General features: G+C 50.5%; 15 protein-coding genes. 1 reads left to right on the top strand and 14 read right to left on the bottom strand.

Features of this window, described 5'->3' with window-relative positions:
• Positions 1-37: 37 nt before the first annotated feature.
• The 3 genes from sdaAB to DESLBE_RS23715 all read right to left on the bottom strand — a co-directional run bounded on the left by sdaAB (position 38) and on the right by DESLBE_RS23715 (position 2861).
• Positions 38-709, bottom strand: coding sequence for an L-serine ammonia-lyase, iron-sulfur-dependent subunit beta (gene sdaAB, locus DESLBE_RS23725; RefSeq protein WP_144678403.1), 672 nt, complete (start codon positions 707-709; stop codon positions 38-40).
• A gap of 82 nt (positions 710-791) precedes the next feature.
• Positions 792-2474 (bottom strand): DAK2 domain-containing protein, encoded by a 1683-nt coding sequence (locus DESLBE_RS23720; protein ID WP_144678402.1) that lies wholly within the window; start codon positions 2472-2474, stop codon positions 792-794.
• A 30-nt stretch (positions 2475-2504) separates the two neighbouring features.
• Entirely contained in the window at positions 2505-2861 is a 357-nt protein-coding gene (locus DESLBE_RS23715) for an Asp23/Gls24 family envelope stress response protein (RefSeq protein ID WP_005813375.1), read from the bottom strand.
• 279 nt (positions 2862-3140) lie between these two features.
• Between DESLBE_RS23715 and rpmB the strand changes: the two genes are divergently transcribed.
• Entirely contained in the window at positions 3141-3332 is a 192-nt protein-coding gene (gene rpmB / locus DESLBE_RS23710) for a 50S ribosomal protein L28 (RefSeq protein WP_005813371.1), read from the top strand.
• An 807-nt stretch (positions 3333-4139) separates the two neighbouring features.
• Here the strand turns inward: rpmB and hslO are convergent.
• From hslO to rlmN, 11 genes are read right to left on the bottom strand one after another with little or no spacing between them, the layout of a single operon-like run.
• Positions 4140-5024: an Hsp33 family molecular chaperone HslO gene (gene hslO, locus DESLBE_RS23695; RefSeq protein WP_144678401.1), complete on the bottom strand. Its 885-nt coding sequence runs from the start codon at positions 5022-5024 to the stop codon at positions 4140-4142.
• Between the two features lie 43 nt (positions 5025-5067).
• Positions 5068-5763, bottom strand: a complete 696-nt coding sequence (locus DESLBE_RS23690; protein ID WP_011460518.1) for a thiamine diphosphokinase — start codon at positions 5761-5763, stop codon at positions 5068-5070.
• Positions 5760-6434, bottom strand: coding sequence for a ribulose-phosphate 3-epimerase (rpe, locus tag DESLBE_RS23685; RefSeq protein ID WP_005811794.1), 675 nt, complete (start codon positions 6432-6434; stop codon positions 5760-5762). The genes DESLBE_RS23690 and rpe overlap by 4 nt, the downstream gene beginning before the upstream one ends.
• Before the next feature lies 1 nt (position 6435).
• Positions 6436-7326, bottom strand: a complete 891-nt coding sequence (gene rsgA / locus DESLBE_RS23680) for a ribosome small subunit-dependent GTPase A (RefSeq protein WP_011460520.1) — start codon at positions 7324-7326, stop codon at positions 6436-6438.
• Positions 7327-7362: 36 nt separating this feature from the next.
• A complete protein-coding gene (pknB, locus tag DESLBE_RS23675; RefSeq protein ID WP_011460521.1) occupies positions 7363-9102 on the bottom strand; it encodes a Stk1 family PASTA domain-containing Ser/Thr kinase in 1740 nt (579 codons plus the stop codon).
• Complete coding sequence (locus DESLBE_RS23670) at positions 9099-10517, bottom strand: penicillin-binding transpeptidase domain-containing protein (protein WP_011460522.1); 1419 nt, start codon at positions 10515-10517, stop codon at positions 9099-9101. Before DESLBE_RS23670 ends, pknB begins: the two co-directional genes overlap by 4 nt.
• Entirely contained in the window at positions 10514-11800 is a 1287-nt protein-coding gene (locus tag DESLBE_RS23665; protein WP_005811801.1) for an FtsW/RodA/SpoVE family cell cycle protein, read from the bottom strand. Before DESLBE_RS23665 ends, DESLBE_RS23670 begins: the two co-directional genes overlap by 4 nt.
• Positions 11801-11804: 4 nt before the next feature.
• Complete coding sequence (locus DESLBE_RS23660) at positions 11805-12524, bottom strand: Stp1/IreP family PP2C-type Ser/Thr phosphatase (protein ID WP_005811803.1); 720 nt, start codon at positions 12522-12524, stop codon at positions 11805-11807.
• The gene (locus DESLBE_RS23655) at positions 12505-12954 is read right to left on the bottom strand and encodes an FHA domain-containing protein (protein ID WP_005811806.1); all 450 of its coding nucleotides are present in this window, start codon (positions 12952-12954) and stop codon (positions 12505-12507) included. The genes DESLBE_RS23660 and DESLBE_RS23655 overlap by 20 nt, the downstream gene beginning before the upstream one ends.
• A gap of 48 nt (positions 12955-13002) precedes the next feature.
• Positions 13003-13806, bottom strand: a complete 804-nt coding sequence (locus DESLBE_RS23650; protein ID WP_005811808.1) for an FhaA domain-containing protein — start codon at positions 13804-13806, stop codon at positions 13003-13005.
• Positions 13803-14876 (bottom strand): 23S rRNA (adenine(2503)-C(2))-methyltransferase RlmN, encoded by a 1074-nt coding sequence (rlmN, locus tag DESLBE_RS23645; RefSeq protein WP_011460524.1) that lies wholly within the window; start codon positions 14874-14876, stop codon positions 13803-13805. The genes DESLBE_RS23650 and rlmN overlap by 4 nt, the downstream gene beginning before the upstream one ends.
• Position 14877: the final 1 nt, after the last annotated feature.

Raw genomic sequence — 14877 nt, 5'->3', positions numbered from 1 at the left:
CTTCCCTCCTTATACACCTTTCGGTAATTATTAGTCTTCAATCCAAGGGCTCTATGGCCATAGCCTGATTCACTGCCGGAAGCTTTTTGATCAGGGCTAAGGCTGCCGGATCGATGGCTTGATCCGTCTCGATAATCATCAGGGCATGGGCTCCTTTTTTCTCCCTGGAAACCCTCATCTGAGCGATATTGATCTGTGTGGCGGCGATCAGGGAGCTGACCTGAGCCACCACACCGGGCAGATCATTCTGCAGAACCACTAAAGTATGGTAATCCCCCATGATCTCTACCTTAAATTGATCAATGCCGCCAATGATGATGCGGCCCCCGCCGATGGAAGAACCCACTACTTCCACCTCTTGCCCTTCCTTGGCTTTCAACTTGATCTTGACGGTGTTGGGATGGACATCTCCCAAGTCCCCGCTTCTAAATTTTATGTCGATTCCCTGCTCTTCGGCCATCGCCAGGGCTTGAGGAATCCTTTCGTCATCCGTATGCATTCCTAATAGTCCTGCCGCTAAAGCCAGATTCGTCCCGTGGCCTTTGCCCGTCTCGGCAAAGGAACCATGAAGAGTTAATACAGCTTCAACGATCTGCCCGCTGCATATCTTTCGGGCCATCGCCCCCAGCCGCACTGCTCCTGCGGTGTGTGAACTGGAAGGGCCGACCATAACCGGACCGATTAAATCAAAAACGGTACTCCGTCCCATAACATTCTCTCCTACTCATGGTCTCATCTATTGATTGTAAAAACCCCTCCGGATGGCTCCGGAGGGTATTGTTCATTGCCTATTATTCTACCCCGAAAATATAATAATACAGGGGTTGATTGCCGGGATAAAGCTCCAGTTCGATATGGGGGGCTTCTGCTTCAATCCACGCTCTGAGCTCTTGCGCTTGTTCTTCGGAAACATCTTCTCCGTAGAAAACGGTGAGCAGGTCATGTTCTTTCCAGTTCATTTTGCCCAAAGTCTCCTGAGCAACCTGAAGGAGTTCTCTGCCCGTGACCTGGATAACATCCTCAACTAAACCCAGAATGTCCCCTTCTTTGATCTCTAAATCACCAAACTGAGAATCCCGGACGGCATAAGTAACTTCTCCCGATTTGATCAGGGACAGCCCTTCTTCCATCGTCCTGGCATTCTCCTCGGCATCGCCATAAGGATTGTAATTGACCAGGGCAGAAATACCCTGAGGGATAGATTTAGTAGGAATAATAAATACATTGCGATCCGTCACGATATCTTTAACCTGGCGGGCCGCCATGACGATATTGCCATTGTTGGGCAAGATATAAACATTTTTAGCAGCAACCTTACGAACGGCTTCCACTAAGTTCTCTGTGCTGGGGTTCATAGTCTGGCCGCCAAAAATGACTTCATCCACTCCTAAGCTTTTAAAGACCTCGGCTATACCTTCACCCATGGCTACAGCCACGATACCGTGCTCTTTCTCTTCCCCCGAACCCGGTTCTTGCTCTTGAGCGGCTTTTGACCGGTTTTCTTCCGGAATGTCTTCCATCTTTTGAGCATGGGCCATGGCTTCATTTTGAGCTAACATATTATGAATCGCTACCTCATGAAGAGATCCCCATTGAATAGCATAATCCAGAATCTTGCCCGGATTCTTCACATGAACATGAATCTTTACCACTTCTTCTGTGCCCACAACCAAGAGTGAGTCTCCGCGGTCCGCTAAATCTTCACGGATTTTTTCAACCTGAAGGTTCTGGCCTTTAACTAAGAATTCCGTACAATAAGGAAATTCCAGATCCTCCACCGCAGTAATTCCCCGCACGGTTTGCGGTTCAACTTGCGACACAGGGAGAACGTTTTCTTCTTCAATCTCCTGGCCTTCCAGAGCTGCAATCCAACCGCTCAGTATAATGAGGAATCCTTGTCCTCCGGCGTCGACCACCCCGGCCTGCTTCAAGGTGGGAAGCATATCCGGTGTTTTTTCCAAGGTAAGCTGTCCGCGTCCATAGGCATCCTTCAGAACCTTCACAGGATCCGAGCCCTGCTTGGCACTGCTTTGTGCCCCTTTGGCCACTTCCCGGGCCACCGTGAGAATAGTTCCCTCCACAGGCCTCATGACGGCTTTATAGGCAGTGTCCACGCCCATCTGCAAGGCCTGGGCGATTTGCTGGCCGCCGGCTTCCTTATGCCCTTCCAGACCCTTGGCAATCCCCCGTAAAAGCTGCGATAAAATAACCCCGGAGTTCCCACGGGCTCCCATCAGAGAACCCATAGAGACGGCGGCGGCGACTTCAGCCACGGTCGCTCCCGAAGTTTTATCGGCATCCCTTACAGCCGATTGAATTGTAAAATTCATATTCGTTCCGGTATCGCCATCAGGTACGGGGAAAACATTCAATGCATCCACATCATGCTTCTTGCGTTCCAAGGCTCTCGCACCGGAGCGCATCATTTGTTTCCACTGTTGTCCTGTAATCATATTGCCTGTATCTCCATTCAAAATAATCCCCCTACTCTTCAGAACCTCGATCTATTCCAAGACACGGACACCCTGGACATTGACATTGACCTGCGCTACCTTGAGACCGGTTAGATTTTCAGTGGTATAGCGAACCCGTTCGATGACATTGGCTGCTACTTCAGAAATCTTAACTCCATAACCGACAATAATATACAGATCAATAACCACCTGATTATCATCGATGGATACAACAACCCCACGGGCTAAATTTTCGCGGCCCAAGAGTTCGGAGAACTTATCCGAGGATTTTCGGGAAGCCATCCCGACAAGACCATAACATTCAACTGCGGCAGCACCTGCTATCGTCGCAATAACCTCTTCGGAGATATCGATTTTCCCCAAATTATTATTAATCTCTTTACCCATATACAAGGACCTCCCTTTATCGGCATGTGTCCATATCGTCACTATTTTACCAAGTATTCATGAAATGTTCAAAGAAAATTATCCTAATCTACAATTAATCTTATGTCTGAGGTTTAATTGTATGCAACTTGTACAAATTATGGATCTTTCTGGAGAAAATAAAGCCCGTAAAAAAGATTTAACCATCTTTCGCGGAAAAGGCCCGGAAAAACCTTGCCAACCCAGTAAACATTTGATAGAATACATAGGTATCATTTCCGGTGTAAAGGAGGTAAGAGCATGGCTAATGTATGTGCTATTTGCGGAAAAGGGGTTGCTTCAGGTATTCAGGTCAGCCACTCCCATATCCGGACAAAGCGGACTTGGAAACCTAACCTGCAAAGGGTTCACGCCATCGTCAACGGCACTCCGACCCGGATCAGTGTTTGCACCAGATGCTTACGTTCCGGTAAAGTTCAACGTGCAGTATAATGTCTCAGTTCCATCACATAGAGTGTAACTTGGCTGGTATCGTTATAACGATGCCAGTTTTAGTTTTTTTAGAGCCTGGGGAAACCCGGGCTTTTTCTTTCTGGCTTGCTCCCGATGAGGCCCGCAAGTAGGGTCTCCATGATTTTGATTTACACCGGTCGCTCCATAAGCTGCGCGGACAAAACTAACGCTCAAGCCCTCCGCTCCGAAAGGTGCCCGGCTAAATCGGCTCCTGCCTCATAGCCGGTTGGAAACGTCCTGTTTCCAACCTTTCTCCGCTGCGGGCTTTTCGCGAAGTTTTGTTTCCGCTCGCTTAAATTCGCTTCCCTGCTGTAAATCAAAATCCTTGGGCTGCTTTTCCGGTCTGTATGTTCGTGCATGTGGGGCTTTGTGAGAGAAGAAGCTACGTGACTCGAGCAGCTTTTTCCGTCTTTACCGACGCCGCTTAAGCGGCATGGTCGGCCATTTGCTCGGGAAGAAAACCCGGAAAGCCTCTAAAGAGTAGCCTGAAGAACCCTCAAGCACAGCTTATATGTACCAAGCCCAAAACAGGGCTAAAAAGAGCCAAAAGACCCTCAAGTGTAGCTTTACGCACAAAAGCGGACGGATTTAGCGGAGGGGCGGTCAGGTGAACAAGGCTTTCTTAACGTAGCGGAGCCACCGGTTCACATGCAGAGAGCAGCGGGGTTTGGCGTAGCTGTTAAGAAAGCGAGTGAACCAGCTCCGGAGCTATGGAGTACGCGTTGGGCGTGAAGCTACACGACCCGGACAGACAGCATTTCCCCAGCCAGACGCTTATATAAGCGCCTACTTCGACTGCTCGTAAAGCTCGCGCAAATCCTCTTCGTTAAAATGGTAACGCTCATTGCAGAAATGGCACACCAATTCAGCCTGTTGATCCTTGATCAGATCTTCAAAGCCCTCTTTGCCGATACTGATCAAGGTCTCGCTGACCCGCTCTTTGGAGCAGGTGCATTTGTACTGCACCGGTCTTTTTTCCAGAACACGATAATCCAGATCTCCTATGAGCTGCGCAACTAATTCTGCCATGGTGGAACTATCCGCAGCAATTTGGCTGATGCCTTGAATCCGGGCCAACTGAGCTTCCAGTGCCTGAATACTCTCTTCAGAGGCATCAGGCAGTAATTGGAACAGCATCCCGGCCGCTCCGGCCACGTGAGAATCTTTACCCACCATTACACCCAGCAGGGCAGCGGAACGTACCTGTTCGGAATTCAGCAGATAATGGACCAAATCGTCGGCGATTTCCCCACTGACCATGGGAACCATTCCGGTATAGCTTTCGCCATTGCTCAGGCTGCGGCTTACGACAAACTCTCCGGATCCTACGGCACCGGATACATCCAGCTTTCCCTGAGGATTTAAAGGAAGCTCCACTTGGGGCTCATGGACATAACCCCGCACCTCTCCCTGAGCGTTACCTACGGCAACCACTCCTCCCAAAGGACCGTCTCCAAGGAGCCGTAAGGTAATGGCCTCCTCCGCTTTCATAGAGCTGGCCAGAAGCAGGGATGCCCCCATAAGCCGTCCTAAGGCTGCGGTGGCCACAGGTGTGGTGTGATGGCGGTTGGCCGCCTCTTCCACGGTATTGGTCATGCCTACGGCAACCCAGCGAATCTCACCATTGCTCAGGGTACCCAGCCATAGTTCATCAGAATATTTATTGTTCATCTTCTTATTCAACCTCATTCAATTCAATTGGGTTATGTACAAATTATCTTCTATTGTCAGGGCTCAAAACCACAATCAGAGCCGTTCCTTCCGAGACGTCTACTATTGCATCTTCCCCCAAAAAAACATTGCTTATCCCTCGGGGAGAATCCCGATACAAAATTTCATCATAAAGAGGATAATAGAGACCCTCAGTGCGTACAACAGCTTTTTCCGTTATGGGTATTACCGATAGTTTTTGCCCTTTTTTCCCTGTTAACTTCCCCAGCCCCTCCAAGAGCCAAAGCTCCTGACCGGGCCCTTTCATGCGAATCCGAACACCCCTTTTTAAAAGGCCCTGCAAAAGAAAGAGGTTCCCCAATAAGTGATCGATTCGTCCGCCCATTGCCCCTAATAAGAAAACATCCTGGCTCTCCCGGTCTTGGACCCCTGCCTTTTCCGCTTTCACCGTCCGCTCTTCCTGCTCCATAAGCTTGACAGCATACTCCAGGGCCAGCTCCAGGTCGGTCTCATCCTTTTCGGCGGGATAGCAAACTATAACGGTTCCCTTCTGGCGGCAGATTTCCAAGGTCTCAGGCTCCGCGGAGTCCAGATCGCCGAGCAAAGCGTCCGGAACGAATCCTGCCCGGACGATATGATTGCCCCCACCGTCCACTGCGATCAGCCGATCATAAGCGGCCAGCTCTCGTTTACCCCATTCCTGATCCCATTCGCCATTGGCTACTACGGCAATCCTCACTTTGGATCACCCTTATAGCCTTGGGCGGCTTCCCGGAGCTCTTGGACTGCCCGGGCCGGGTCAGCGCAGGCAAATACCGCCGCTCCGGCCACCAGGATATTGGCACCGGCTTTGACTACGGCAGGAGCCGTGTCCAGATTGATTCCTCCGTCCACCTCAATCTCACAAGAGGATTGCATCTGATCGAGATGCCGGTGAAGAACTTCAATCTTAGGAAGAACCGCGGGGATAAATTTCTGCCCCCCAAAGCCCGGATTAACGCTCATAATCAAAACCATATCCAATTCATCGAGGATGTACTTGATTCCGTCCAAAGGGGTGGCCGGATTAATGGAAACTCCTGCGGTAAGACCTAACCCCTTAATCTGCTGGATGGCACGATGGATATGGGGCGTGGCTTCCAGATGCACTGTAATATGATCCGCCCCGGCTTTCGCGAATTCCTCAATAAAGCGTTCCGGATGTTCAATCATTAAATGGACATCAAAGCGCATCTGGGAATAAGGCCGCAGCGCTTTAACCACCAAGGGGCCAATGGTAATGTTGGGTACAAAATGCCCATCCATCACATCAATATGTAAGACTTCAGCCCCTGCTTTTTCCACTAAGGCAACCTGATCTCCCAAATGGGCAAAGTCTGCCGATAAAATGGAGGGCGCAATTTTTATCATTCTAATATCTCCTCTCAGCTGCAATAACTTCCTCTAAAAACTGACAATAGTGCTCATAACGGGATGGCTGAATTCTCCCTGATGCCACCGCAGCTTTTACCGCGCAATCCGGCTCTTTATGATGCTGGCAGTCGGCAAAGCGGCATTCTCCTACGTCCTGAAACTCCCAAAAATAATCCGTCAGCTCTTCCCTCTTCATGGCGGGAAGATAGAGGGAGGAGAACCCCGGGGTGTCCGCCAGCAGCCCTTCCCCGCAAACCATCAGCTCCACATGGCGGGTGGTATGGCGGCCTCGCTTCAGCTTGCGGCTGACATCCCCTGTCTTTAACTCCAGACCGGGGGATAAGGCATTGACAAGGCTGGACTTGCCGACACCGGAGGGACCGGCAAGAACGCTTACCTTCCCGTTGATATGCTCCTGCAATTCAGCCAGCCCTTCCCCTGTCTTTGTCGATACCTTAACTAATTCGCAGCCCAGCTGCCGGTAAAAATCCAGCCCGTCGGCCGGAAAGGTATTCTCAACGATGCTTTCTCCCCTGCTGCCCAGGTCGATTTTATTTAAAACAAGAATGGGCTTAATCTGAGCAGCTGTCACTTGAACGATAAGCCGATCAAGCAGGTTCAGATCAGGTGCGGGGGATACACAGGCAAAGACCAGAAAGGCCTGATCCACATTGGCTATGGTCGGCCTGACCAAGGAGTTATGGCGGGTCTCTACTTCTTCAATCGTCCCTTTATCCCCTGTTCCCGGTAAAATCTTTACCCGGTCTCCCGGCAGAAATCCCTGATTGCGAATGCGAAAGCGACCGCGCAGGGAACATTCCCATACCCGGCCTTCCGCGAATACATAATAAAATCCACTGTATCCCTTGAGTAATATTCCAGAAATCATGCGTTCCTTTTACCCTTTCTCAAAGAGTCCTGCCTTTCATTGCGCAATTTTATCCAGCTTGGCCACATGGCCTAAAATAACCGGATTAAAGGCTATAGGCCCCGGCCCCCGGGAAATGATGATTCTGACCGTATCTCCTTTTTTAACCATATCACCTGGTTTAGGATCGGTTGCCATTACCACATCCTGCGGGTATTCGGTGGAATTTTCACTGTCCACGATCACTTTTAACTCATACTGCTGCTCCAGAATTGCTTTAGCATCAGCCGGTGATCTGGAAATGACATTGGGCATGGGCTTTGGTTCATCGACTTTCCCGGCGCTGACCGTTAAGGTGATCTTCCCATTTTTGGGCCAGTCTGAACCCGGGGCGGGATCCTGCTCCACCACAATGCCTTTGGGCAGAGAAGAGTTTTGATCCTCCTGGGCAACAATGTTATCTCTTTTGAAACCCTGGCTCTCTAAAAAATTAATGGCCGCTTCCTGAGTGATATCTCCGGTCTTAAGGTTAGGAATTCTTGCTTGTTCGGGACCTAAACTCACCCAGACCTTGATGCCCCGTTCTTTTTTCACAACGGCACCCTCTTCAGGGTCGGTTCGGGTAATCTTCCCCTTCTCCATGTCATTATTGTATTCTTCCTGAGTGTTCGGGTCTAAGGATAAACCTTTTTGTTCAGCAAAATAACCGGCTTCCTGAATTGTTTTTCCCACCAAGGGAGGAACTGTAGTGGTTCCTACATTAAACCATTGTGATAAAGCAACCCAGCCTCCCCCCATGATCAGTACCAAGGCCAGCAGAGCCACCCAGGGCCAGCGTTTACGAAATAGTGGGACCTTGGCCTTTTTCCGGCCTGCTTCCTTTTCCTCGGAGGCTAAAGCTGAGTTCACTCCGGCCCTTAGCGAGCTATGGACCCGGGTGCTTTCCAAGTCCTGGTCCTCATCCACCGTCTTGTCCACAGGCAAGCCGGCCTGAACTTTGCGCAGATCCTGCAAGAGATCTTTGGCCGTAGCATAGCGCTGATCCGGAGATTTGGCAATGGATCTCATCACCAGATTCTCCAAAGCAGGGCTGACCCTGGCGTTCAGCTTGCTGGGAGGGACGGCTAATTCCTGCAAATGCTTAAGAGCAATGGAGATCGGGGTCTCGCCGTCGTAGGGCACCTTTCCTGTCAAGAGTTCATAGAGAATAATCCCTAAAGAATAGAGATCGGATTGTTCGTTGGTCTGGATTCCCCGGGCCTGTTCCGGAGAGAGGTAATGAACCGAACCCACGATATCTCCCGTATGGGTCATGGTGGCTGCTGAAACAGCCCGGGCGATGCCGAAATCAGTGACCTTGATCCGCCCGTCTTCGGTAACCAGAATATTATGAGGTTTAATATCCCGGTGAATAATATGATGCTCATGGGCATGGCGGATGGCCTCCGCAATCTGGATGCCCAGCTCCAGGGTCTGTTCCGTGGATAAGGGGGCATAATTGCGGATGATATCCTTCAGGTTCTGTCCCTCGATATGCTCCATGACAATGTACTCCGTCTCACCGTCCTTGCCCACATCGTAGATGGAGACGATATTGGCGTGGGACAGACTGGCGGCCGACTGGGCCTCCCTGCGGAAACGGCGGACGAATTCCTCGTCTGCGGTAAACTGCTCGTGGAGAATTTTAATGGCGACGATCCGGTTCAATAAAAGATCCTTGGCTTTGTAGACAATGGCCATACCGCCGGACCCGATCTTTTCAATTATTTCATAGCGATTACTCAATATCTTGCTCACGAGTTATCACCTGCTTTCTGCCTTAATGCGGTCTCAATGATGGCGCGGGCAATGGGCGCCGAAGCTCCTCCCCCGGTACCCCCATTCTCGACCAGGACTGCTACAGCGATTTGAGGATTATCCGCCGGAGCAAAAGCAATATACCAAGCATGGGTCCTGACATTTCCTCCCGGTTCAGCCGAACCTGTTTTGGCGGCTACCTGGAACCCGGCAATGCCGCCGGGAGCCGCTGTCCCCTCATTAACTGCCGTGACCATGGCGCTCTTAATCCTTTCCGCTTCCTGGGAGGACAGAGGGGTTAACCACGGTTCAGGTTTTTTTATATAAAGTACATTCTGATTCTCATCCATCACCTGATCCACAATGTGGGGCTTCATAATCACACCTTGATTGGCAATTCCTGCTGTGATCAAGGCCATATGGAAAGGTGAAACCAAAACTTCCCCCTGCCCAAAAGCACTGGCTGCCAGCAGGTTATCATCCATGCGGCTGGGCACTGCCTCTTCGTTGGTCAGGGTACTGCGCTTCACCGGCAATTCAAAAGGTATCTCCTGGCCAAATCCGAAAGATTTAGCTGCTTCCAGAAAAACCTTATCGCCTGCTTGCACACCGTAGGTTGCAAAATAAGTATTGCAGGATTCAGCCAAAGCCAGATTATAATTCACCCAGCCATGGGCCTTGTCATTTTGTTCACGGATCACTTGTCCATTGATGATCGCCGTACCTGTGCAATGATAGAGATCACTTGTATCCAACCCGGCCCGCAGGAGGGCCGCCGAGGTCATCACCTTTAACGTAGAGCCCGGGGTATAGAGAGCAAAAGCATGATTCAGAAAAGGGCTCCCCGGCTTCTTGCTGATGTTCTCCCAATCTTCATCCACAGTATTGCCATCAAAGCTGGGCTGACTGACTAAGGCCAGCACTTCCCCATTGCGGGGGTCGATGGCTACTGCCGAACCGATCTTTCCTTTTAAGCCTTCATAGGCCACCTTCTGCAGACCATAATCCAGGGTAAGCACCACATCATTGCCCTGGCGGGGAAGTTGGAACACCTGCTCCAGGGTCTGTTCAGCAGTGGCATCTTTGATCCCCAAAAGCCAATCGCCAAGATGAGCCTCCAGCCCGGAAGAACCGCGCAGCAGGGTTGCATACCCGATCAGGGGCTCTAAAGCTTCACCTTTAGGGTAAATTCGAGTTTTCTCGTCTTCTTTTACTTCGGTTTGTGCCAATACTTCGCCATTTCTGTCGAAAATTCCTCCTCTAACCACCCGCTGCTCCATGAGAATAAGCCGGCGATTGGCGGGATTGTCCATCAATTCCGCAGAACGGGCCACCTGCCAATAGACAAGACCAAAGCTCAGGCCAATGATGCTTAAGGAGAAGCCTATGGCTACATTTCTTAAACCTTTTTTCATGCGGCATACTCCCTTCCTTTATTCTTAACATATAAAGGACCGGTAGCTGACCCATGAGAAATATTAGCTAGAATTCCCAACAGTAAAAAGTGAATAAGCAAGGAGCTTCCGCCATAACTAACCCAAGGCAGAGGGATTCCCGTTAAGGGCAGGAGCTTGGTGACTCCGGCCAGGATGATGATGGCTTCCGTCCCCACCAGGATTCCGATACCTGCTGCTAAAATCTGACCAAAACGGTCTGCCGCTTGAATACTAATGTGGAAGGCCCGCAAAACCACCACCAAAAAGAGCATCAGCAGGGCCATAGCCCCGGCAAATCCAAGCTCTTCGGCAATGATAGAAAAGATAAAATCCGTGCTGGCGGCAGGTACCTGAGAGGCGCCGATGCCATTGCCCAGACCTGTTCCCAGGATCTTGCCCCCGCCAATGGCAAAGAGGGATTGAGCAATTTGATAGCCGCCACCGCTGGGATCCCCCCAGGGATTGAGCCAGGTGGCAACACGGACTTGAACATGGCTGAAAAGAAAATAACCTAAGGTTCCCGTACTTAAGAAGACAGGCAGGGCAACACCGAGATAAAGCACCCGCTCCGTCACCACATAGAGCACCAAAACATACAGAGAATAGAAGACCAGGGCTGTACCTAAGCTCTTCTGAGCAGCCAACAGGAGCAGCGAAAATCCTCCCATGACCAGAAAGGGGCCCAGGGTGCGCCAGTCCGGCAAGGAAAGCCGGCCGATCTGTACCGTCCCTACACGCAGAACCTCTTCATGCTCACTCAGGTAAGAGGCTAAGAAGATGAGCATAGCCACCTTAACCAATTCTTCGGATTCAAAGCCCATACCACCGATATGCAGCCAACTGGTTGCTCCTCCTTGGGTCACCCCAAAAAGCAGGGTGATCAGCAACAGAACCACGGCACCTAAACCGGAAAGATAACGGAAGCGGCCCAAGGCCCGATAATCCCGCAGAGCATAAAGCACACAATAAAAGATAAACAGCCCCAGACAAGCCCACCAGAATTGCTTTAAGGCCGAAGCCGGGCGGATGCGGGTGATAAAGACCAGTCCAATCACCAGAATCATCTGCACTGTGGGCAACAGAAAGGGATCCCCTTGATAGGCCACAAGTTTTTCCAGGGCTGCGCCGATTAAGAGCAGCAGCGAAAAAACCCCCGCCTGCCAAAGGATTTGCTCGTTGGCTTTGCCGTCTAAGGCTAAGACGCCCAGTCCGACCCAGAGAATACTTAAGATTAATAGACGTAATATCCAGACCCTTTTCATTTTGTCACTCCGTAATACAGCATAAAGCTGTAAAATTATCGGGTGCACCTCGTTCTATGATCAGTTGATGAAGGCGCTCAAGGTGCTCTTCCCATGAACCTTTCTGCAAGAACTCCTCCTCTAACTCCCGATCGCTGATCACATTGGATACCCCATCCGTACAGAGGAAAAAGATATCACCTGTCTGCAACTCCAGGAACTGAGAGTCCACCTCCACATCCCATCCGGCTCCCACAGCTCTTACCAACATATGACGCTTGGGATGGCTATCCGCCTCTTCCGAAGAGATCTGTCCCAGACGCACCAGCTCACCGACTAGAGAATGATCACGAGTCAGCTGAATCAGTTGCTCATTGCGCCATACATAGGCTCTGCTATCCCCCACATGGGCGAGGACAACCTTAGTCTCTCTGAAGACCAGAACGGTCAAGGTCGTACCCATTCCTTCCGTGGCAGGGTTGCGGGTCGAGCTCATATACACTTCCCGATTGGCCCGCACCAAAATCTCCCTGACCTGGTTCTCCAGGTCCTCATTCTCTTGGGCCCCCAGATGGGGAGCACCCTTGATCAATTCGTCCAGGGCTGTCCGTGCCGCTACTTCCCCTGCCAGATGCCCGCCCATACCGTCGGCTACTGCATACACACCGTACTCCGGCAGAGCAAGGAAGGCATCCTCATTATTTTTGCGTACGCAGCCTGTTTCACTAAAGCTTAGAACTCTCATTTTGCCACCTCGAATATTGGAAAGTAATACTTCCAATTTTCACATAATCTCCGGCAACCAGTTGAACCGGGGAGGAGATCCGCTCTCCGTTAACCCAGGTTCCATTGGTGCTTCCTAAGTCCTCCAGGGTCGTTACCCCTTTATGATGCCGTACCAGGACATGATCCATGGAAGCGAAGTGATCGGCTAAAACCACATCGTTATTTTTCCCGCGGCCTATTTTCAGGCCTTTTTGGTCAATGCGAAAGACCCGGCCTTTAGGCAACAGCTCTCCTCCGGAGAGCACTTCAAAGCGCCCAAATTCCTTTTCCCCCTTGCGGATCAGCCCCTTAACCTGCAAATCAGCCAATAAGGCTGTGAGTATCCGAAAAAGAAAAAGATAAATTAGTCCAATGAAAAGTATCCTTCCCAGTACTAAAATTCCTTGCATAGAAACCTCCGCACTTTACTGACCTTCTTAACCCCTCCAGCATCCCGTTCAATGGTGACGCAGGATAAAGATCGTCTGCCCTATTTCCACCCGGTCCCCCAAGCCTATTTTCTGCTTGGCAATCCTCTGTCCATTGAGCCAGGTTCCGTTGGTGCTGCCTAAGTCGTCAATCACCCAGTCTTCCCCGTCGCTGCTGAGCTTGAGATGCCGCCGGGATACTTCGGGATCCTGCAGGACAATTTCACACTGACCATGGCGCCCGATATGAATCGTCTCTTCCTCCAAAGGGAAAGTTTTTCCAGAATCCGGTCCTTGAATTATTTCGAGAGCATAACGAATTTTCCTGCTCTGTTCATAGGAATTTCGGAGATTGTAAGGAAGTTCCCCTTGAAAGATATTGGTCTGATCCCGCCAGTCCACAGATTCAACCGCTTCCTGGGCCTCTTCTTCGTATTCGTCATCGTCGTCCCAAAGGACCTCGATGGAATCATCAAAATCCACTTCGATGAACATTTCATGAGGCTTGACCGTGTCATCGGAGTGAAGTTCGATGGAAGGTTTGCTCAAGAAAGTAAAGCCGCTTTTCTTGCCCTCGGCATGCAGATATTTGGAAAGCTCAATCAAAAAAGCGTCCCCAAAATTAGCAAAAGGACTCCAATCACTGGAGTGGAGAAAAACCCGGTAAACATTGGGCACATAGACTTGTGAAATGCTCACCTGCTTGTTTTTCTGCATGATGCGAACCAGTTCTTTAGCCAATTCCACAGGTTGCAGCCGAGAATTGTTATTCTTTTTAAACATACCCGTAAATAGACTTTCCGCTACTTCTTCAAAACGGGCCAATAGGTTCATTTCTGCTCACACTCCAATTGCCGTCTTAATTGACCGCAGGCTGCGTCGATATCTGTTCCTTTCTCTTCACGAACAGAAACAGGGATGCCCATACTCTCTAAACACTGGGCAAATTGCTGAACCTCCTTGGCCGTGGGCCGGGCCATTCCTGTTCCCGCTACAGGGTTGACCGGAATGAGATTCACATGGGCTAATTGTCTCTTTAAAAGGTGCCCTACTGCTTGAGCAGCTTCCAGGGTTGCCTGACCGGAAATCAAAGCGATCTCGAAAGTAATACGGCGGTTCGTCAGCGTAGTATAGTCTCGGCAGGCTTCCATAAGTTCCTCTAAGGGATACTTGCGATTCATAGGAATGAGTTGATCCCGGGTCGTATTATGGGCACTATGTAAAGAAACAGCCAAGCCTACCTGAGGGTTATCTTTGGCTAATTGCCGGATTTTCGGGGCTACTCCGCTGGTGGAGATGGTCATTCGCCTCATCCCAATCCCTTGACCTTCTGGATCATTGAGCAGTTCGATGGCTTTGAGAACCGCCTCATAATTCAATAAAGGCTCACCCATGCCCATAAAGACAATATTCGTGACCTGAAAATCCGGATCTTCCTGGCGCATGAGGTACGTGATGTCCAGAACCTGACCCAGGATCTCCCCGGGGCTTAAATTTCTCCGCCATCCCCCCAGGCCGGTGGCACAGAAGGCACAGCCCACGGCACAACCGATCTGAGTGGACACACAAACCGTATGGCGATCCCTGTTCTTGCGGCGATCATAATCCATCAGCACACATTCCAGGGTTTCACCGTCAGCACAACGGAAGAGAAATTTACGGGTGCCATCCTGAGAAATCTGTTCCCTGACTTTTCTTAGAGGCTGCAAGAAGAGGCCATCCTGCAGCTTTTGCCGATCCCCTGCTCCGATGTTCTTGAGCTCTTCCCAGTTTTGAACAGCTTTCTGCTGGACCCACTGGAATACTTGGCGGCCCCGGAATTTCGGCAGTCCCAGCTCAGCACAATGCTGGGTTAACTCACTTTGATTCAGATCCCGGCAATCCATTCTCTTCATAGTATTCACC

The organism is Desulfitobacterium sp. LBE, assembly GCF_007830365.1.
Taxonomy (GTDB): domain Bacteria; phylum Bacillota; class Desulfitobacteriia; order Desulfitobacteriales; family Desulfitobacteriaceae; genus Desulfitobacterium; species Desulfitobacterium hafniense.
The sequence above is the reverse complement of the archived record's forward strand: the minus strand, read 5'-3'. Positions and strand labels throughout refer to the sequence as shown.